Source organism: Priestia megaterium, from assembly GCF_023824195.1.
Taxonomy (GTDB): domain Bacteria; phylum Bacillota; class Bacilli; order Bacillales; family Bacillaceae_H; genus Priestia; species Priestia megaterium_D.
On sequence record NZ_CP085443.1, the window covers coordinates 1 to 19283 of the forward strand.

The 19283-nt window shown below is 31.4% G+C and carries 30 protein-coding genes; 11 read left to right on the forward strand and 19 right to left on the reverse strand.

The window, feature by feature from the left end; all coding sequences use genetic code 11:
* Positions 1–273 (forward strand): HU family DNA-binding protein, encoded by a 273-nt coding sequence (locus LIS78_RS26775; RefSeq protein WP_252285410.1) that lies wholly within the window; start codon positions 1–3, stop codon positions 271–273.
* An 88-nt stretch (positions 274–361) separates the two neighbouring features.
* Here the strand turns inward: LIS78_RS26775 and LIS78_RS26780 are convergent, their stop codons facing one another.
* From LIS78_RS26780 to LIS78_RS26800, 5 genes are all read right to left on the reverse strand, one after another.
* Positions 362–511: a hypothetical protein gene (locus LIS78_RS26780; protein WP_209151828.1), complete on the reverse strand. Its 150-nt coding sequence runs from the start codon at positions 509–511 to the stop codon at positions 362–364.
* A 513-nt stretch (positions 512–1024) separates the two neighbouring features.
* Positions 1025–1213, reverse strand: a complete 189-nt coding sequence (locus LIS78_RS26785) for a hypothetical protein (protein ID WP_053488355.1) — start codon at positions 1211–1213, stop codon at positions 1025–1027.
* A gap of 26 nt (positions 1214–1239) precedes the next feature.
* Complete coding sequence (locus LIS78_RS26790; RefSeq protein ID WP_245210728.1) at positions 1240–1419, reverse strand: hypothetical protein; 180 nt, start codon at positions 1417–1419, stop codon at positions 1240–1242.
* Positions 1420–1773: 354 nt separating this feature from the next.
* On the reverse strand, positions 1774–2628 hold the full coding sequence (locus LIS78_RS26795; RefSeq protein WP_252285441.1) for a malate synthase: 855 nt from the start codon (positions 2626–2628) through the stop codon (positions 1774–1776).
* A gap of 791 nt (positions 2629–3419) precedes the next feature.
* A complete protein-coding gene (locus tag LIS78_RS26800) occupies positions 3420–3626 on the reverse strand; it encodes a hypothetical protein (protein ID WP_252285411.1) in 207 nt (68 codons plus the stop codon).
* A gap of 620 nt (positions 3627–4246) precedes the next feature.
* On the opposite strand from LIS78_RS26800, the gene LIS78_RS26805 reads away from it, so the two are divergent.
* Positions 4247–4450, forward strand: coding sequence for a cold-shock protein (locus tag LIS78_RS26805; protein WP_016763693.1), 204 nt, complete (start codon positions 4247–4249; stop codon positions 4448–4450).
* Positions 4451–4719: 269 nt separating this feature from the next.
* Here the strand turns inward: LIS78_RS26805 and LIS78_RS26810 are convergent, their stop codons facing one another.
* The gene (locus tag LIS78_RS26810; protein WP_013056497.1) at positions 4720–4920 is read right to left on the reverse strand and encodes a cold-shock protein; all 201 of its coding nucleotides are present in this window, start codon (positions 4918–4920) and stop codon (positions 4720–4722) included.
* 243 nt (positions 4921–5163) lie between these two features.
* Between LIS78_RS26810 and LIS78_RS26815 the strand changes: the two genes are divergently transcribed.
* Both LIS78_RS26815 and LIS78_RS26820 read left to right on the forward strand, forming a co-directional pair.
* Positions 5164–5304, forward strand: a complete 141-nt coding sequence (locus LIS78_RS26815) for an FbpB family small basic protein (RefSeq protein WP_080743162.1) — start codon at positions 5164–5166, stop codon at positions 5302–5304.
* Positions 5305–5449: 145 nt separating this feature from the next.
* On the forward strand, positions 5450–5632 hold the full coding sequence (locus tag LIS78_RS26820; RefSeq protein WP_252285412.1) for a hypothetical protein: 183 nt from the start codon (positions 5450–5452) through the stop codon (positions 5630–5632).
* A gap of 606 nt (positions 5633–6238) precedes the next feature.
* Here LIS78_RS26820 and LIS78_RS31725 read toward each other — a convergent pair.
* The 3 genes from LIS78_RS31725 to LIS78_RS26835 are packed head-to-tail and all read right to left on the reverse strand — an operon-like array spanning position 6239 to position 6877.
* Positions 6239–6523, reverse strand: coding sequence for a sporulation histidine kinase inhibitor Sda (locus LIS78_RS31725; protein WP_425334731.1), 285 nt, complete (start codon positions 6521–6523; stop codon positions 6239–6241).
* Between the two features lie 27 nt (positions 6524–6550).
* Complete coding sequence (locus tag LIS78_RS26830) at positions 6551–6691, reverse strand: hypothetical protein (protein WP_245210733.1); 141 nt, start codon at positions 6689–6691, stop codon at positions 6551–6553.
* Positions 6692–6715: 24 nt separating this feature from the next.
* Positions 6716–6877: a hypothetical protein gene (locus LIS78_RS26835; protein WP_245210732.1), complete on the reverse strand. Its 162-nt coding sequence runs from the start codon at positions 6875–6877 to the stop codon at positions 6716–6718.
* Positions 6878–7446: 569 nt separating this feature from the next.
* Between LIS78_RS26835 and LIS78_RS26840 the strand changes: the two genes are divergently transcribed.
* On the forward strand, positions 7447–7887 hold the full coding sequence (locus LIS78_RS26840; protein WP_252285413.1) for an aspartyl-phosphate phosphatase Spo0E family protein: 441 nt from the start codon (positions 7447–7449) through the stop codon (positions 7885–7887).
* 346 nt (positions 7888–8233) lie between these two features.
* On the forward strand, positions 8234–8764 hold the full coding sequence (locus LIS78_RS26845) for a hypothetical protein (RefSeq protein ID WP_252285414.1): 531 nt from the start codon (positions 8234–8236) through the stop codon (positions 8762–8764).
* A gap of 269 nt (positions 8765–9033) precedes the next feature.
* Here the strand turns inward: LIS78_RS26845 and LIS78_RS26850 are convergent, their stop codons facing one another.
* The gene (locus tag LIS78_RS26850) at positions 9034–9516 is read right to left on the reverse strand and encodes a hypothetical protein (protein WP_252285415.1); all 483 of its coding nucleotides are present in this window, start codon (positions 9514–9516) and stop codon (positions 9034–9036) included.
* Positions 9517–9724: 208 nt separating this feature from the next.
* Here LIS78_RS26850 and LIS78_RS26855 point away from each other — a divergent pair, with 208 nt between their 5' ends.
* Both LIS78_RS26855 and LIS78_RS26860 read left to right on the forward strand, forming a co-directional pair.
* Positions 9725–10015: a hypothetical protein gene (locus LIS78_RS26855; RefSeq protein ID WP_192101183.1), complete on the forward strand. Its 291-nt coding sequence runs from the start codon at positions 9725–9727 to the stop codon at positions 10013–10015.
* Between the two features lie 271 nt (positions 10016–10286).
* Positions 10287–10559, forward strand: a complete 273-nt coding sequence (locus tag LIS78_RS26860) for an HU family DNA-binding protein (RefSeq protein WP_252285416.1) — start codon at positions 10287–10289, stop codon at positions 10557–10559.
* A gap of 215 nt (positions 10560–10774) precedes the next feature.
* On the opposite strand, the gene LIS78_RS26865 is transcribed toward LIS78_RS26860, so the two are convergent.
* The 6 genes from LIS78_RS26865 to LIS78_RS26890 all read right to left on the reverse strand — a co-directional run bounded on the left by LIS78_RS26865 (position 10775) and on the right by LIS78_RS26890 (position 13089).
* Positions 10775–11047, reverse strand: coding sequence for a stage V sporulation protein S (locus tag LIS78_RS26865; RefSeq protein WP_209151935.1), 273 nt, complete (start codon positions 11045–11047; stop codon positions 10775–10777).
* A gap of 167 nt (positions 11048–11214) precedes the next feature.
* A complete protein-coding gene (locus LIS78_RS26870; protein WP_209151934.1) occupies positions 11215–11478 on the reverse strand; it encodes a hypothetical protein in 264 nt (87 codons plus the stop codon).
* A gap of 627 nt (positions 11479–12105) precedes the next feature.
* Positions 12106–12243, reverse strand: a complete 138-nt coding sequence (locus LIS78_RS26875; protein ID WP_230185045.1) for a hypothetical protein — start codon at positions 12241–12243, stop codon at positions 12106–12108.
* Positions 12244–12378: 135 nt separating this feature from the next.
* Complete coding sequence (locus tag LIS78_RS26880; RefSeq protein ID WP_209151932.1) at positions 12379–12561, reverse strand: YolD-like family protein; 183 nt, start codon at positions 12559–12561, stop codon at positions 12379–12381.
* 44 nt (positions 12562–12605) lie between these two features.
* Positions 12606–12779: a Fur-regulated basic protein FbpA gene (locus LIS78_RS26885; RefSeq protein ID WP_080743217.1), complete on the reverse strand. Its 174-nt coding sequence runs from the start codon at positions 12777–12779 to the stop codon at positions 12606–12608.
* A gap of 151 nt (positions 12780–12930) precedes the next feature.
* Positions 12931–13089 (reverse strand): hypothetical protein, encoded by a 159-nt coding sequence (locus LIS78_RS26890; RefSeq protein WP_252285417.1) that lies wholly within the window; start codon positions 13087–13089, stop codon positions 12931–12933.
* Positions 13090–13933: 844 nt separating this feature from the next.
* Here LIS78_RS26890 and LIS78_RS26895 point away from each other — a divergent pair.
* Positions 13934–15046 carry a type II asparaginase gene (locus LIS78_RS26895; protein WP_252285418.1) on the forward strand — a complete coding sequence of 371 codons (1113 nt, stop codon included), beginning with the start codon at positions 13934–13936 and terminating at the stop codon, positions 15044–15046.
* A 171-nt stretch (positions 15047–15217) separates the two neighbouring features.
* Here the strand turns inward: LIS78_RS26895 and LIS78_RS26900 are convergent, their stop codons facing one another.
* Together LIS78_RS26900 and LIS78_RS26905 are read right to left on the reverse strand one after the other, a co-directional pair.
* On the reverse strand, positions 15218–16045 hold the full coding sequence (locus LIS78_RS26900; RefSeq protein WP_209151929.1) for an STAS domain-containing protein: 828 nt from the start codon (positions 16043–16045) through the stop codon (positions 15218–15220).
* Positions 16046–16365: 320 nt separating this feature from the next.
* Positions 16366–16842 carry a hypothetical protein gene (locus tag LIS78_RS26905; RefSeq protein WP_209151928.1) on the reverse strand — a complete coding sequence of 159 codons (477 nt, stop codon included), beginning with the start codon at positions 16840–16842 and terminating at the stop codon, positions 16366–16368.
* Positions 16843–17135: 293 nt separating this feature from the next.
* Here LIS78_RS26905 and LIS78_RS26910 point away from each other — a divergent pair, with 293 nt between their 5' ends.
* Entirely contained in the window at positions 17136–17591 is a 456-nt protein-coding gene (locus LIS78_RS26910) for a CBO0543 family protein (protein WP_252285419.1), read from the forward strand.
* A gap of 213 nt (positions 17592–17804) precedes the next feature.
* Positions 17805–18470, forward strand: coding sequence for a DUF2711 family protein (locus tag LIS78_RS26915; RefSeq protein WP_252285420.1), 666 nt, complete (start codon positions 17805–17807; stop codon positions 18468–18470).
* A 242-nt stretch (positions 18471–18712) separates the two neighbouring features.
* Here the strand turns inward: LIS78_RS26915 and LIS78_RS26920 are convergent, their stop codons facing one another.
* Entirely contained in the window at positions 18713–19201 is a 489-nt protein-coding gene (locus tag LIS78_RS26920) for a DinB family protein (protein WP_209152010.1), read from the reverse strand.
* Between the last annotated feature and the right edge of the window lie 82 nt (positions 19202–19283).

Here is a 19283-nt window from a genome sequence, read left to right on the forward strand (position 1 = left end):
ATGAATAAAACTGAACTAGTAGATGCAGTTGCAACAAAATCTGAACTGACGAAACAGGATTCAAAAAAGGCTGTGGATGCGTTGTTTGAAACGATATCTAATACGCTTGCTCAGGAAGAAAAAGTTCAATTAGTTGGATTTGGTACATTTGAAATACGTGAGCGCTCAGAGCTTACAGGTCGTAACCCTCAAACAGGTGAACAAATGACAATTCCGGCCTCAAAGTCTCCTGCTTTTAAACCAGGAAAAGAATTAAAAGAAGCCGTTAAATAAATATGCCTCATAAGCAAGCCCCCTAGAGATAGACTTCTAAGTGGGGCTGTTTTTCATGGTGAAAAACTTCTAAATACCTACATATTATCTAATCAAGGTTTCTATTTTCATGAGTCATCGTCTTAGAGTTAGAGGTAGGTTCTTTGCCAAGTCTAGGCTTCCAATTTCCTAACTTATTTTTCAAGTAATCCTTTAAAAAGTCACGCTTCTTTTTTCGTCTTTTATCTCTATTTTTCATAAAAACTCACCACCTTTAGGCTACTTAACAGATTCAATTTATCCTTATTATAAGTATGGTGAAAAACCCAATCTTTATGCTAAATCTATAAGTAATAAGTAGTTCATCTTACTACTAAAAGGTATACTTTTTCGGACTGATTAACTCATTAATGTCTATATTTTTTGTATTTTTTTGATATGTTTTGTAGAAATCGTTTTCATTCTCTCATATATTGTTCATAATATTTTTTATTTGCTCTATCTTTTTATTATGAACCTACTAAATTTCCTAGAGACTGAAAGATTTCGATGAGGTCAGAAGAAGCTATGTCAATGGTAGTCAATTCAGTAGGTCAAATAAAAGACTTACAAAAATACATTAAAAAAAGCACCTGTTTTTCGTAAGTGCTTGCCACTGATGACACCTCATGGAATCAAGAGGCTCTAAATCTTATAGTGCTGCTTATTTCTTAAATCAGGCTATCTATTAAAATAAAAAGCACCTCAATTAATAGATGCCTAGTTTTTATTGTTATTTTTCTTCTGTAACCATAAATTGTACCACATTATTTAAATTGATGTGCACTAGCTCTTTTTCATTCGAAATGAATCTTTCATATTTTGTTATATGACTAATGACTTCTTTCTTTGATGTGGCTTCAAATTTTAATTCCTTTGTCCTGCCATTTATAAATTCGAAAATAACTTTAAATTTAAGCATAAGTGTATCTCCTCATTATCTACTTATTATTCTTGTTTCATTAACTCTTCTTCAAAGAAAAAAGTACTTGGATATTTAGTAACCGTATAAGAGTATCTTTTCATGTTTTTTACATAATGACTTTTTAAGATTGTTACTAATTCATTCGATACTCTTATAGTTACTGTTTCTCCATTACTAAATATTTTGACGCTTATATCCCTCATCTTCTCTCCTATTAAAAATAATAAGATTATCGTATTATTCTTATAATAGAGCTGAGAAAAGCTTACATCAATCCGTATAGATTTTCCTCATTCTGGTATATGGGCTCGAAAAGTAAGTAACCTTTCCTCGATAGTTATTCCAATAAAGGTTACTACTAGTAAAGTATATAGTCATAAAATAGTAAAGGATTATTTTCTATAGATTTTTTTATGACCTACTGTCTCTTTTCTACCTCTCCTACGTTCTTCTCTTGCCTTTTTATTAGCGAACAGAGCCAAGGAATGTTCGCCATTAATGATGGGTGGGAAAAATGTGTCAGTCCCTAATCATTCTTATTATCTTTGGGCTAACGTTTACATACGCATTAATGCGCCATTAGGCTTTGGTAACTCCTCAGCTGTTATGAGATTCATTTTACAAAAATGTTCAAAAAATTGTTGTGCCTGCTCTCGTTCCTTTGGGTCACTTTTTAACGAAACTATATCAAGCAAAATTTGAGCCATCCATAAATTATCAAAATAACGGTATTTACCTGTATTCCATGTCATTTTTTGGGATGACCTTTCTTTTACATAATATTCCCAGAAAAGCATCTGATCCGATTCCTGTTCTGTAAGTTGGAGTCTGTATTTTGAATGAGCAGGAATATATCCATCTTCACAAAGCTTACCGATAAAATCTTCATTCACCATATAGACGCCTAAGATACGTCTGTCTTTTTCAGGCATACTGGAATCTATTGCTGTTAACAAGACAGCACTATTTTGGTGCAAACGGGTGGGTTTGGTTGGCTTCCCCTTGTTATTACCACTTTTTATTACGCCTGAAAAAACCTTCCACTCTAAAAAAGAACTATTCTGTTCTTCTGTGTCACACCAAAAAACCATTTGTGATTCAGAATGAAGTTTATGATTTTTCATAAGTTTTTCATGTCCCCAGCGAAGTTCCTGGTTTTTTCGTTGTAGTTTTTTTTCCTCTTCCTTCTTCCATTCTTCCTCTTTTAGTTCCATTTCCTTTTTTCGTATAATTTGTTCAAGTGAATCAGCAACACTTTTATCATGTAGTTTTAGGTGCTTTCCAAATACATCGGGGAAAACAAACTTTTTATTTTCCGATGCGAAATGTATTTCAATACTAGAATCATTATATTTAACTATACTACCCGTACCAAAATGCTTGTGTGTAACTTTCTTATTGATTAGATTCATCATTCTAGGCCTCCTTGTAGAATAAAAACTCGGTTACTATTAGATAGTAAATTGATAATTTTATTCAACTAACTTACCTTTAAAGCTCACACAACTGTTTGAATTTTCCCTCGGTTTAAACACGGATATTGAAAAAACGTGTCCATAATTCTATCTGCATAAAAATAAAGTGGAATTCAAAATATGATTAAAAAAACAATTGTAAGACTATTATAACATTTTTTAAAAACATTACAAAATTTTATTGACAATATATTTTAATTTGAGGTAAAATGGAGTTTTATTATTTATAATAACTCGAAATAAAAGTCGCCAAAAAGTCGCGAAACTTCTGGAAAGTCCCTATAAATAACCACTTGATTACCGGTGATAAGCGAAATGATTCCACGATTAAACTAATCTCTAAACTAACCCTCATTGCGTTGGTGGCTTAGTTTAGGGGTGTACTACTTCAGTAAGTGTTACAAGTAAAAAGCAAAAGAAGAAGATATGAACATTATTAGTAATACACACAAAGAAAGAATGGACATCTGGAAAAGTTACTGCTGTAGCATTTGTGAAGAAAGTAGAAATGAAAAAAGCGACATTTTATAATAAGGTAAAAGCTTACGCGGCAACGAAGTAACTTCTTTTTGCCTTTTTATTTTGTTAGCTATGCTAGATGCTCGAAAGAAATCCTAGAGGCGACGTAAAAAAGCAGTAATTCACTCAAATTCACACATGTAGCTTCGGTAAAATTATCTATTTTTAAAAACTTACTTTAATCAAAAAAAGCATCCTTAAGAGGATGCTTAAAAGTTATTCTGTAAAGCTTCACTTTTTTTCTTAAGTTTTTGGCTTTCTTCCTCTAACTCAATAATTCTATTTTGAAGATCTTTATTATCAAAGTCCTGTTCTAACTCCTCAGATAATTTTATTCGCTTTTTATGAATTTCAATTCGTTTTTTTGCAATCGCTTCTAACTCTTTATTTAATTGTAATTGTTCGTATGGATTCATTGTATTTCCCCTTTTGGTATATGATTTTCACCTTCAACATAAGAAGACAAATTCCTTTAAAATAAAGTACATTGATGAACATAGTGATCGCGCCAAACGCACTGAAAACAAAGCCAAAATTCTATCCAATTCGCATCCATACTACTAAAGATTCATATTGCTACTTCACGCATAAGGATGAAAGAAAGTACAGTAAGACCATATATGCCAAATGCTACCTATTGAAAAATTTCGTGAATTTGAGGAGCTATTAAAACTCCTATTATAGCCATGGTGAAAATGAGGTTCATGACCATAAAGAAGCTTATAAAACGCCTCCCCTTAAATCCCTTCTCATACAGTTTAGCTGCATCTAGATCTTCTTGTTTTAATTCTCCCATAGTTCATTGCCCTGGTATTTAGTTCTTATTTATTATAGCACGGCATGCTATTTACATTTTTAGTGGATTAATGTAATCGAATTCAAGATTAGGAGATTATTAGCAAGTGTTTAGAAATTCTCATATCAAAAATTCCGTGCATTATTCAATGAAAATAAAATGGTAAAAAACACCAATTCATATAAATGATTATTACTCCTTTATAAGCTATAATATGATATGAGGAGTAGTGATGTTAGTATGTATTATTACGGCAAAAGAAATCAAGAACCTTTAGCTCAAGAACAAACAGAGGTTTGGGAATGTACAGTAGAAGATTGTAAGGGCTGGATGAGAAAAGATTTCTCTTACGACAACCACCAAAAATGCCCTTTGTGTGGAAATCACATGGAAGCTGGAGAACGGCTTATTAATAAAATCCCCCTTAATCCCCATCGAAGATAATTTGTACCAATGCTATCGCATAGATTAAATATTACTACTATATTATTTAATTTAATTGAAAATATAGTTAATTTAATTGCATTTGCTTTCTATTTCTATTGTATGTTATAACTAGTTATACCTTGTATCGATCGTCTTGTCTAAAACCCAGGCTTTTTTTAAAGCCTGGGTTTTCTATTGAACTAATAGTAGATAAATCATGGTTTTCTAATTATAAGACCATAAAAAAAGACTCCTTCATAAGGAGTCCTTTTTGTTATCACTTTTGATTATGCTTTGTGAACGTTAGCAGCTTGTGCTCCACGTTGACCTTGCTCGATATCAAACGTTACTTTTTGACCTTCTTCTAATGATTTGAAACCTTCACCTTGAATAGCACTGAAATGAACGAATACATCGTCTCCGCCTTCGATTTCAATGAAACCGAAACCTTTGTCTGCATTAAACCATTTTACTGTACCTTGTGTCATAATGTTGCCTCCTGCTGTGGAATACTCCACAAATGTATTACCTCTCTTGCCCAATCATACTATTTCAAGATAAAAACTTCTGTTTAAGGTTTTTTCTTCTCTCAATCTTATACCGAACAAAAACAAGTTAAATATAGTGTAACACATAGGGATATTGATAGCAAATAATTGCTTTTTTCCATTTAACCGTTATAATCATACTTGTCTACGGACTAAACTAAACAGTGAGAAAGAAGTGCCATTATGAGAAAGTTAAAACCCTCTTTTCAAAACCTAGTCAATGAAAACAGACATAAAATACTAGAAGATAAAAAGGTCATGGAAAAGATTGAAGAAAAAATTGAAGCTCGCCAGGAGCAGGCTATAAAGATGAAAACGAAATAAGAGTAGAATAAAAACATCCTATGTAAACTGTAAACGGATGTTTTTTTGTATTGTACTGCTATTGCATTTCTAGGTAAATGGCTTTTTACAGGATATTTCATCTGCTATGTCGAATCTAGAAAGTCACAAGAAAGGAGCTGTTAATATGAACTCAAAAGAACAAACGAGGTTGGCAACTACTAGAGAACAAATGGGGAATACTAAAGAACAAACTGATTTATCTTCTGAGTTAGAACAAGACTTAGAGAATTTAGGATTACAACGACGAATGAAGCAATTAGAGTTAGAAAGCAAGTTCCTAAAAAACCAGAACGATGAACTTCTTTAATTCACAGCACCCGTTCAGGGGTGCTTTTTCAACATTTTAGTACTTTTACCTCAGAACCACCTATCTATGATTAATACTTTCTCCCAGAGCAAACAAATAAAAAAGATGGTTTACTCTCTTTTTATCTAATTCAGCTCTGTCTATCTATATATGTTTTATGATGAGATTCCATTAATCGCTATTTACTTTAAATTAACATGTTTCATTTTCAAAATAAATCTTTGATGGTCCAGATTACTTGATCTACAAAGATTAATTCATGCTTATATCTCTTCCACTCCTTCTCATAGTTAACCTCAATATGACATCCAAAGAAAAGAGCTAGTCGTCTAATTGAAATATCTTTATAATGGCTTCCTTATGCTTATTCTTAAATTATAGTACTAAAACCCAACAAAATTTGACAAAATAAAAACCTTAACCTTATCCTATACTTAAAGATAAACTCAAGGAGTTGAGTTATAACATAAGTGGATAACATGCAGCGCTTTATAGAGTTAGTTTTAAAGTTTGAACAATCCTTAAATAGAAAGCTAACTAATCAAGAAAAGGAATTTCTAATGTGGGTTCTAGAAAAGGAAAAACAGATAGAAGCGTAATTCTAAATTAATTACTCCTATCTGTTTTAGTAATGAAGGGTAGAGCCCTTCTTTTCAATTCTTCCTCAAGAATAAGAATGAAATCTTTATCTAGCTTTAATTCAATTGCTTTAAAGTACGATGCTAACAATGTTTGATCATTTAATGTCTCCTGTACCTGTACAAACCCGCCCATAACGAGTAGCTCTAAATATGTTGTATTATCTTCTCTCCCAAAAGCTTTACATAATTCATATCGAATTTTCACACGTCCCAATTCGTCTAATTCCCTTACAATACCTGTTCTTTTCATTTTAGATGCACACATATTTTTCCTTTTTTATTTTATCTGAATTAAAACCTTTGTTCCACTCGGCAATTGATTGACTTGATAAGATATCCAAGAACCTGCGCTCCGATTATCAGCAGGCTTAGCATACTCAATTTCTGCACCTGTTCCTCCTTCACCACAAAATGTCATTGAAAATTCACTTCTATCATAACCTTACTTAATAGGAAGCCCCTTTAAAGATTGGCTTCTGTTCTCTTCTGCCCCATCAGGATTAATTGTACAAATAGCTGACTTACCTTCATTAATGGTATGTTCAATATGCGCTGCGGTTTTAGAGTATTTATCAGTCGGAAAATAGATCACTTTATCTATCATAGGATGTGGTACTTTCTTGTGATGAAGAGAATAAATCCTTTAAGTCAATGTTTTCTACGTCAGTCACATAAGCTATAATCAACAAAATAAAAATAATCCAGTATATGGTTTTTTTCAATCTTCTCAACTCCTTCACTAAAAACAGTATTATGAGAAACGCTCAGAATTGCAATGAATGAATGACCCGCGAAATAAAGAATATCTTCTTCTGGTAGCTTCTCAGTAACAACATTTCAACACTTATGCACCATAATCCCCTTAACTATGTATAATTAATTTGTGATTAAGGTTGTCCAATATAGATAGTCCCAAAAAGTACACCTTTTTGGACTGTGAAAAAATGACTTAAAAAACATCTATTTAAAGTAAAAAGTATACTTCTTCGAATGGGATAGCTCATTAATGTCTATAATTTTTGTATTTTCTTGTAATTTTTTGATATGTTTTGTAGAAACCGTTTTCATTATATCTTATATTGCTCATAATATTTTTTATTAGCTCTATCTTTTTGTTATAGACCTACTAAATTTCCTAGAAACTGAAAAATTTCGATGAGGTGAGAAAAAGCTATGTTAATGGTAATCAATTCAGTAGGTCAAATAAAAGACTTACGAAAGTGCATTGCAAAAAAAAGGAAAGAATTAATTGATCTAGGTAGTAATTATGGACTTTTAGATAAAAAAACAATTAAGTGTAGTCAAGATTTGGACAAGCTTATAAATTTGCATATGAAATCTTATTCTAGTTCAACTAACATGTTTTTAGATTACGAAGGGGATCTACCTAGAATGAGACACTCGTATGGTAATTATAAAGTTAGTGATTTCAAATATGAGGTAAAAGCCGTTGAGCTTGCAAGAAGTAATATTCGTTTTTGTTCTGCCCAATTGATTGCTCATTCAAATCTAGCAACATTTGGAGTATGTACTGCTTTAGTTCTAGTTGGTAATGGAACGAAAGCAGGTTTTGTTGCCCTTCAAAATTTACGAAAGTTAACAACTCATTCGTGAAAATCTATCTTTTCTAACGCTTTAAACTAAATTTATAAGTACTTAAAAAACATCGGATTAGAAAAAACTGATGTTTTTTTAAACACTTTAAACTCAGAAACTGATACTAATTTAACTTTTCCTAATGAATCTTGTTCCTTAATTTCACACATACCATTGTTATATAACCACAAAACATTATAATTTTTTCTTTAAATATGACATTACAATCAACCTTCACTAATTATCCTTTCAAGCGCGAGGCTTTCTAAATAATCCTTTAAGGATACTAATTCATCAGTGTCCTTTTTTATTTTGAGAAAACAGGGAATCTTTTAAGGCTCGTCGTATTAATAGTTATAAAGAGGTGGTTGAGTTGAAACAATTAATTATTAATAATGTTGAATTTAACGTTGAAAATTTTGAAGAAAAAACCACTACACATTCCACTACAGGTGAGCAGCTAAAAAAGATTGGTTTTGCATTTTCGGTTATGGGAAAAAAAGATTATAACTTATACGACTTCTTTTTCGAGAGCCCCCATTTTGAACTTACTATTGTTGATACGAATGAGAAACTTAAAATGAAAAATATTACACACAGTACTTTTTATCAAGCAGCAGAGATATCAGATGACACAAAAGTCGTATTTAGAATTAAGTTACAACAAGAACCAGCCAAAGAAAAAGAACTTACAAAAGATCAGAAGTTGATGGTTAATGCCGTAAATGAGGTTGTTTTATCTAGAGTAAGATTTAAAGCGTTAGAAGAAATCCTAGAAGAAAAAGGATTAATCAAAGGTGATGAATTATTTGATAAGATTGAAAAAGTAGCTAAAAGAGACTTTGATACGTTAAAGAAAGAATTACTTTATGGTAAAGAAGAAATAAATACGTAAAAGCACCCCTATTTTATCAAGGTGCTTATTTATTTTTCTATAAAGAGCCTTTTCGTATATTATTTCCGAGAACAGTCGTTATGCTTAAGTAAATGATAAAGTATTTTGTGAAAATCATTAGTTTCACTATTCACTAAAAATATATATAAATATGTAATATTAATACAGAATCTTTTCTACCCTTACTATTCTAGACGAATAGTAACAAAGACTGCTAATTAACTAATATTCTTTATATAACATACATTTGAGAAATTTATTTTTCAAAGTTATAGATAAGGGGAATCAACCATCTCAACATGGAGACCTGTTAAAACTACTTTTTCTAAAGCATTAAAACATTTTTGAGAGGTTCCTATGTACATATAATAATCATAGCCAAAATGGACAAAGAACTGGTTTCCTAACTCTAATTTACACCATACTGCATTTCGTAATGTTAATTTTACTAGCTTTTTTACTTCTTGAATACTTATCCATTGTCCTATCCATAATTTTGATATGAACTCAGTTGCATCTTGAGCTTCTATATCTTCAGACCATTGTTCTAACCCTTTTATATAAAGTTTGTTGATATTCATTTCATTCATGAATGTTATAACGGCATTAATATACTTTTTTTCCACTTTCAAATATTCATCCATCTCTACATTTATTCCTACTTCAGAAAAACAGGTCCATTCATCATTGAGAAAGTAACCATTATTATCTCTTTTTAAGGGGTTATATTTCGTTACTCTCCAAGAATACAACTAGCACTCATCTCCTCAGTATAGGTTTTATATATCTCTAGTCAACATACCAGAAACTCTTGGGTTTAAAAATAACTCTGTTTGTTAAAGAGAATTCGGTATACAATTTGTACTTCCTGCAATTTTATTTAACTTATCTTTAAACCAATATAGGAAATAGGCATCAAAAATATTCAGAATAATATAAAACATTAAACGGAAGTAACTTATGGAAAAGGTAGTGGAAGCTATGGCTAAAATCACAGGAAAAGAAAAAGTAGAGTTTTACTTAGATGGAAATTTATTGATGGAAGGTCCAGCCTCTGAATTTTTTAAAGAAGGAAGCATGCACGGGGAAAATATTCCATTAGGTTTAGGAGATAGGTTTGATATGATGAATTTCCCGACAATGGGTGACACAATAAAACTTCGAGTTATGAAAATGAAAGAAGATCTTCTAGCTTCAGGAGAAATTCACACGCTTAAATACTTTCTTTCAAATTATGACGATCAGAAATAATGGCATATCAAAAGCACCCACTAAAACAGCAACGTGTAATTGAAGTATATAGATAAATAAATCTATAAAATTATAGTTATACTTATACTTTTCATCTAAGTATACTTATGCGGAATTTATCATACCAAACAATATATGAATTTTCGTATGTAAATCATACAAAAAGAGTTTTTTTTCACTTTCTATCTAATGTTATAAGGTAACAAGTGTGTAGAAGCTAGGTTAACACCTCTACATACTAAGTTAAAATAATAGGATGAGGTGTTTGAATATGAATAAAATGGAACTAGTTATTGCTGTTGCAACAAAAGCAGAACTAACACAGAAAGATGCTGAAAACGCTGTAAATGCGCTACTGGAAACAATTTATGACACACTTGCCAAGAAAGAAAAAATCCAACTGATTGGATTTGGGACATTTGAAGTGCGGGACCGTGCAGCACGAACAGGTCGTAATCCTCAAACAGGTGAAGAAGTAGATATTCCTGCTTCGAAAGTGGCTGCTTTTAAAGCAGGAAAGGAATTAAAACAAACTGTTAAATAACTATAGTTTTTGATGAATAAAACCATTATAAATTTGAAATTGATTATAAAGATGGAAACATCAACTCCAATTTTATTATGGTGTATGTTCTCAAAAAACTACCTCCTGAGGTAGTTTTTTTGCATTTGAAAATGCATACTATATGCTTTTTTAGTTTATATAACAGCAATTATCGACAATAACAAGCTAAAAAGCCCTTTTTACTTAACGCAAATCTATCGTTTTTTTCTAGGGCCTAAAATTAATTTGATTCCTGTTCTTTCTTCATTATCGATTAAAATATTTGTAAACCCAGGAACAACAACCAAATCAACACCACTAGGAGCTATGAATCCCCTTGCAATCGCAACAGCTTTAATCGCTTGATTTAAAGCGCCGGCTCCCATTACTTGAATTTCTACATTACCTCTTTCTCTAAATACGGCTGTAATTGCACCTGCAACTGAACTTGGATTTGATATTGATGATACTCTTAATATAGTATCCATATAAAGTGCTCCTCCTGTTATTTAATCGATTTATTTGATCAATGGAACGAATGTAATTGACGTATCTTTAAATCATATTCATATCCCGATTAAACTGAACTATTAAACCGATTCCTAAATGGGTGCCTCAATTAAAGGATTTAAGGCATATATCTCTTAACTTTTGTTTATTTCCCGACCATTCCCATGATAAATGGAGTAAGATCACTCAACTTTATTTTATTGCTAAGAACCTTCAAAAAAACAGTAGAGACATGTTCAGGTATAGGTGTTCGACTATCTACAGTTGCTGTCAAAAAATAATATAAAAAATCAAAATGATTTCCTCTTCTCATGGCATCACTCAAATAATGAGCATAAAGATTATTATTTAATAGCTTCCCCTTTACGACTGTTCCAAAATCATACAATTCATTAACAGCTGTATTCACAATGTATTCCTCCTTCTAAAATTCAGACGGTTAAAAACCGGATACCACATAGTTACTATAAACTGAACGAGAAAACTTTTTAACTGCGTGTAGAAGAAACACTCTACTTTCTATAATGAAAATGCTACGTAATATTGCAGGGGGAAGCTGTTACATAAGTGTATTATTTTAGAAAACGGGAACTTGTATGAATACGCGTAGAAGATAGTGGGGAAGAGGGAAATTATTCCTGTAGTAAAGGCGTGTTAATCCCATGGGCAATTTAATTAGCTTGATTTGATGATTTTTGCACTAATACCATATTAAGAGGACTAAAAAGAAATCATTCATAAACTAATAATTAGACTTTCTCCTTACCAGCTTTAAAGAAAATTAGGAAGTTTTATTTTATATATATTCTTTTTTAAACTAAATTCCCCTGCGCTATTTCTTCTAGTAAATCTTTAATCTGTTTACATAAATTAATCCTCAAATGTAACATTACGTTTTCTTTTGACATCAAATTAGCTCTCTATGAAAAGATTTATAAAAGCAATAAACGACCTATTCATCCGATTAGAATCATAAGGTCGCCTACATTATTTTCATTTTCATTTTTTATCCTTCCAATTTGCTTTATTTATAGGTTTATTCTTTTATATTTTCATCTTCTAACTGTCTTAGATTCTCATCGTGACATTGTTTAAATAAATAAGTAAGATACGAATATAGTTCAAATCGGTCCTCCTCAATAAAGTCAGACCATATTTGTTTGTTTTCTCTCATCATTCCTCCCCCTTTTTTATTTCACTTTGATATTTTTATGACTCCCTAACTAGAAATCTCTTATACATACAAAGTGACCATTTATCATAAAAAACAGAGAAAATTCTTCACTAAGTTCAAATCAAATAAAGGAAATCAATAAATGTCTTCAATACCGGATAAACGAATAAAGAAAATACCTTGTTTTTCATCTTTTAAAGACAGGGTCTGTTCATGGAGATTAAGGTTATAAACATGGCCTTTACACGTTTGTAATGATCCATTTTCATAATAATTAACCGTAATTAAACCATTTTTGATTAGTTTTTTCAAAAACATAGATTAACCCTCCTCTTAACAAATGAATTCTGATTAGCAAAAACTTAAAAAGATAGGTCTTGGATTGCTGGATTAACTATATGATACTCTGTTTCTAACTCATGTAATGTTAATTCATAGAGCTGTTTGTTTCCTTTTTTATAGATTCCTAAATGGATTAAAGAATCTATAATCGAGTTTTTTTTACGTTGTATGTCAGAATAGGTCTGTTCGCTCATTATCCCACCGCCTAAATTCAAAATTGTCTTTCATATGATTGTCCAACTACTCTAATTCATTATAAAGCATGCCAGTTACAAGGAAATGAAAATGAAGTTAAACTGGTGTAATAAATAAGTAAATTTGATTACATAAGTGAACGTATATTTCCTACCGATTTACTTTATAATCAACTTTTATCCCATCGCTCAATAATATAATATCCCTATGAATTTCACTTTTAATCAGTTCCTTTTCACAATTCTTGTATTCTTCTCTCAAGCGATTCACTTCTCTTCTACATAACAAAAGATTGTGTTCATTATTCATTATAATAAACTCCTTATAAAAACTAACATTAAATATATTATGTTAGTTTTTTTCCGCATATGAAATACTTTCTACAAAACTTCCCTTGAATTTACAAAAAATCCTAAAGTGTTACTAAGTAATTTTACTCGTTTCAAATCAAAGTAAATATAAATTTCCACAAAATCTTTCGTTGATTTTAAGTAGAGACCGGTTTGCATGATATAAAATATCTGAAACATCATGCTAAAGAACCCTTTTATTAAGGTTTTTTTGCAGCTTATAAAGCTGTAACTTCCTGAATGGTCATGAAATAACGAATTTGTGGAGCATTATTTGATATTAAAAAGTAAAATGAGAAATATTTTTCTAAACGCATGTAGAAAAAGACTCTATTTTTTTCTACGAAGCATGTAATGGTTAACGTTATTTTCACTAAAATACGTTAATCATTACATGTGTATTAGAAGTGATTTAGCTCATAAAACGTTTTAGTCGGGTAATCGAGGGGCAGTGATGCGACTAACTTACCCGACTTAACTAAGATTGTATGGCCTATACAGTCTGAAAATAGAAAAAGACCATCTCTTTCCAGTCAAAAGAGATAGCCTTTTTCTTTAAGTTGAATTAACAATAGTCGTTAGATGATGCTCTATTGCATCTTGAGTAGTTTGCTCAATTAAGATATAAATCATTCACATAGATGTTTCACCAGCTATGAAACATTTATGTAGCAAAGGCAGGCTTAAACCTGCTACTCCTTTGGGGAGTTCCTTTATTTATCACAAATAATTTTAGGATATTTTACACGTAACTTGTCAAAAATACCAGAAAATATCTTTTGCATAAAAGGAGAAAAATACATATGGAACTAAAAAAGATATTAGGGATCACCTTTTTATCAGGCGTTATATTATTTTCTGGGACTTTATCATCCGTTAATGTATCAGCAAATGCTTCTAAAATGACAGTGAAAAATTCAGTGAAAAAAGATTTACCGAATGTGAAGATTTTGGCTACTGGCGGTACCATTGCAGGTTCTTCTGAGAGTAGCACGGATACAACTGGATACGAATCAGGAGCTCTTGATATTAAAACAATAATTAAGGCTGTTCCTCAGCTGAAAAAACTAGCAAATGTGAGTGGAGAACAAATCGTAAATATCGGCAGTCAAAATATGAGTAATTCAATTTTGTTAAAGTTAGCTAAACGAATTAATACTTTATTAGCATCTAAGGATGTTGACGGGATTGTAGTAACACACGGGTCGGATACTTTGGAGGAGACAGCTTATTTTCTAGATTTAGTAGTAAAGAGTGAAAAACCTGTGATTGTGGTTGGCTCAATGAGACCAGCTACAGCTATAAGTGCAGATGGACCACTAAACTTATATAACGCAGTGAAAGTTGCATCTACCAAAGAATCAAGGAATAAAGGAGTTTTAGTAACGCTTAACGATCGAATTGGTGCAGCTCGTTATATAACAAAAACACATACAACCGCAGTAGATACGTTTAAATCTCCAGAACAGGGATACGTAGGAGAAATAGCTGGCGATAAGATATTATTTTATAATAAACCAACTCGTAAGCATACAACACAATCAGTATTTGATATTTCAAAATTTGATAAACTTCCTCAAGTAGACATCATATATGGGTATCAAAATGATTCTAGATACTTTTATGATACAGCAGTAATAGCAGGAGCAAAAGGAATAGTAGTTGCAGGAGCTGGAAATGGATTACTATCTGACGCTGCTTTGGCAGGTGCTAGAGATGCGGTTAAAAAAGGAGTAGTTATTACTAGATCTAGCCGCGTAGGAAGTGGAGTTGTAACGCATGAAACATCAGATGATAAGGATAAGTTTGTTACGTCCGATTCGTTGAATCCGCAAAAAGCACGGATTCTCTTAATGCTTGCTTTAACTAAAACAAAGGATCCTAAAAAAATCCAAGAATATTTTAATGAATATTAATAAAACCGAAGTAAATCCTTTGCTATGATTAGCAAAGGATTTACTTCGGTTAGTTTATATAAATTAACTATTAACATGAGAAATTAATTATAAAATGAGCGATCTAAGCCATAATAAGCAAAACTATTCGGCCTAAAATCATTTTTTGATATGTGAAAAACTTATTCATATCTACTTCATTTGAGAGTTTGCGTAATCTAATGCTCGATAAAGACTGTTGAATGTGACAATATCGCTTAATTTTACACCTAGCTGAACCATTGTAAGGGAAATTTCAGGACGAATGCCACTTAACACAACACCTATTCCTATAAGTTTCAAAGCCGCAACTACTTTGAAGAGTTGATCTGCAACCATGGTATCAATAATAGGTACGGCAGATAGATCAATAATTAACCAACGTAGTTTGTAAGCATCACCTTGTTTTAATGCATTTTCCATTAAGATTTGAGCTCTATGTGTATCGATCTCTCCTACAAGAGGAATTACACCAATTTCTTTTGTTATACGCACTACTGGTATAGATAATTCATCTATAGCGTACTGAGCAGATTGAATCTTATCTGTATAATCTTGCATATAAGATTTACTTACCCAGTGTACAGCTTTATCTACTACTAAATTGTATCTAGATATCACTTTAGAGAACAAATCAAAAGAAAAATTTTCTTTCTTTGCTTCTTCTGTAATGACTTCTCCAATTTGATTTCGATAATAACTGATTTCTTCTAAAGCAATATCTAAAGGAAGTTGAAGAGTTGTTAATAGATTTGCTACTTCCATTCCCCACTTTTCTAAGATTTGAAAAGTAAGCTCTTCATCGATAGATATAGATTCTGCATAAATTTTAATTAACTCCTCTCGCCAGGGAACTAGTTGAACATAAACATCATGATTATAAAAATGATAGTGTCTTTTTTGTTCAGCAAATTCTTCTTTTTTATTTAAAATTACGGCAGTAATCTGTTGTAATTTTTTATTCAGCAATACATCTTCCATTTTTTCACCTACTAACATCATGATTATGTAGAAAAAGCATAACAATTCATTATTCACTTTATAGTTATTAAATTAAAAAAAGAAACAGATCTAAAAAAGACTGCTTCTTGTAAAATTCCAATCCATCTAGATACTTTACCCTATCCAATTTAAAATAAAACATAGAATACCGTATTTTTCACAAAATATATTTTGTTTTCGATAAGATCTGTTATGTAAATTAGAAATGCATATTCTATACGTCATTCTTTTCAATAACCTATTTACTACATAAAGCAATCAAGATTTACTCCTTACCGTATATAAGAGTGATGTTTGCTTTACGATTGGCCACGAACAATTTTCTCTTCTAGTTTACATATCCATTTATAGTATCCCAATAAAATCATAAGAAGGATAGGATTGATAGCTGCTGAATACCACCAATCCCACCATCCATATCTAAAGTATCCCCAAGGTTCAGGAAGCAATGTAAGAACTTCATAAAGGACTAATGCTATATCCCAATAGATTAAGTATATTATTTTTTTACTGAGTAAATTTCTATAAGGAAACCAATTCAAAAATATTATATTTACAGGAGGAATTAATATAGCATGGGCGGGAAATGCCTTCCAATCCACACCTTTTGTAAAGTACCAATAACCGTGATATTTAAAATTCACATAAAGATCAAAAGTTAATTGAAATGCAGTTGTAAATATCCAAATATGGACTATTTGATTTGCTGTTAGTCTTTTATTTACGATAAAAGCAATAAGATTAAAGGCAATAATTGCAATAATAAGTCCTATCATCACTAACTTCCTTTTTTTTATTAATTTTCTCCATATATATCAGTGTAATACCTCAATGTGAAATTTTGGTTCCTCATTGGGAATGTTTTTTTAGGTAATAAAGAGCTACATAAAACAATAAGATGCTCAAATAATAAAATGGAAATTAAAGTGTTGTATATCATTATAAAGGGGATAAATCCATGGATAAAAGAATAGAGAATTTTTGGAGAGTCAGGTCCTTACAAGATAAAATAGCAGAATTAGATATAAAGTATTGGTTACACGATGAATTTTTAACAGGGAGCTGGTGATTGCTTCTTGTTTTTCTTATTCTTCCTTGGATCATTTGGAGTATCTTTTTAAACCGTAAACAAATCCTTGAAACCTTATTGTTTGGTATCTTCATTATCATCATTACATTTCTTCTAGATCTTATTGGAATTACGTTTCGTTTCTGGGGGTACATTACGCAATTCCTGCCCATTTATCCTGGCGCTTTACCTTTTGATTTCAGCATGGTTCCAGTTACGTTCATGTTATTGTATCAATATTTTAGAACCTGGAAATCTTTTATTGTTTCACTCATATGTATGGCTAGCGCATTTGCTTTTATTGGTGAACCTTTTTCTATATGGGCGCATCTTGTCATCTATATAAAATGGAAATATATATACTCTTTTATTTATTATATTGTAATTGGAATTATAGTAAGAGCTTGTGTTGAAAAATTAGTTGCTATCTCTAAGTCCCATCGATTATTACAGTAATGATTACTACCTTTAAAACATTCTTAAAGATAGTATTCTCATTCATATTAGTCTCGAAATTAGGATATTATCTCTTAAATAAAAAAGATTAGCTGTAAGAAGCTAATCTTTTTTATTTAACTACCTAGAAAACCCATTATGGTAACTAGAAGTAAGTGTTCTATACATATAAAATATACGTAACTAAGTACATTAAAAGGAGATGTTTATATATTGTTGGATTATATACGGTTAGACTGGGATTTACCTATCTTATCTCAATTACCTAATGGCTTTAAGTCTGCTGCTATTCTATTACATCCTTTTATTCAAATGCCCTCTGGTTGGGAGAAATCAAAAAGGGAAAACCCTTATCAGCATATATATCCTAGTGACGAAGAAATGTTTAACCTTGGGGAACCAATATCATGGAAAGAAGTAATGTCCAAAAGTAATTTAAGATCCTACAAGGAATTATCGGTAGCGTTGCAAACTCTGACTGATACGTCTAGCGATGAATATAAAAAGTTAGCTTCCTATGTTAAGGTTAATCCTGATTTTTATTACCCTGAAGAAGATCGTACATCGTTGTTTATATTAAATAGTTTATTAAAGATCCTCTGCTCGAAAGGGGCAAATACTTTATACTTTTCTGAACCTATTCATGACACAAATGGTTCATTTAAAATCAACGATATGTCATCTTTAGAAATAGCTAACTTATCTCCTAATGAGTCAATTATTACAGATGAAAATATGGATTTTGCGTTTATGGGAATTTATGATTCGTTTATAACATTGCTTCTAGCTAAAGACACAAATATCGAGGATACAATTAAATCTCTTAACCTTGAAGCTTTAATATGTGACAAAGAAACATATCTTAATTCGTTTATTTAATAAGTACCGATAAGCCGTTTTATGGAAACTAAAAAAGAAAGCCCATGGATCTTGAACTGCCTCTGACATACCAGGATTTCATATTACACGAATCTTTAGTTTGGTTGGGTAGAAAGGCATTCATGAGAGTGCCTTCCTCCCGTAACTAGTAAAGAGTAGTGCATGTAATCGAAGATACCAAACTTAAAAGCCCATAGTCTCTTAATTACAAGCCATGAGAACTCGCAATAGAGTTCATTAAATTAAATTTTGGGCAATGTATGGCCAAGTTCTTTACCAATTAAATTGGCTGAAACTGGTTTCTCTCCTATTTCCCTAGCCCATACCGATAATTGTCCAATATGGTGTATTTCGTGAGCAATCATATGACGCATAACTTCTCCCCAGGTATCAGTTACTATGCTTCCGTCTGGTTGTGGGTCATAAAGAATATTATTTTCTTTTTCTAGATTCCAAGACCTAATAAACTCTCTTACCTCGGGTTGAAAGTTTGTATCTAACTGACGAACTTTTTCTAAGCTTTGATATTCCTCAAAACTCTCCTGAAAATCATCCTTTCCCTGAAGAACGCGAACCCAACTCCACTCTACATCAACAATGTGAAAGAGAGTATGTAATATTCCTCCTACTCCTCCTGTTCGTTTCCGAAGCAATTCCTCTAGTGGAATATTCTCACACCATTGATACCACTCTTCTCTAACCAACCAGTTATAATGGAACATAGTTTGCAAATTAATTCCTCCGTTTATTGTATTTTTCACTTTGACTCTTTTTTAATGGGGGTATTAATTAGTTCGACAAATATTTATAGAT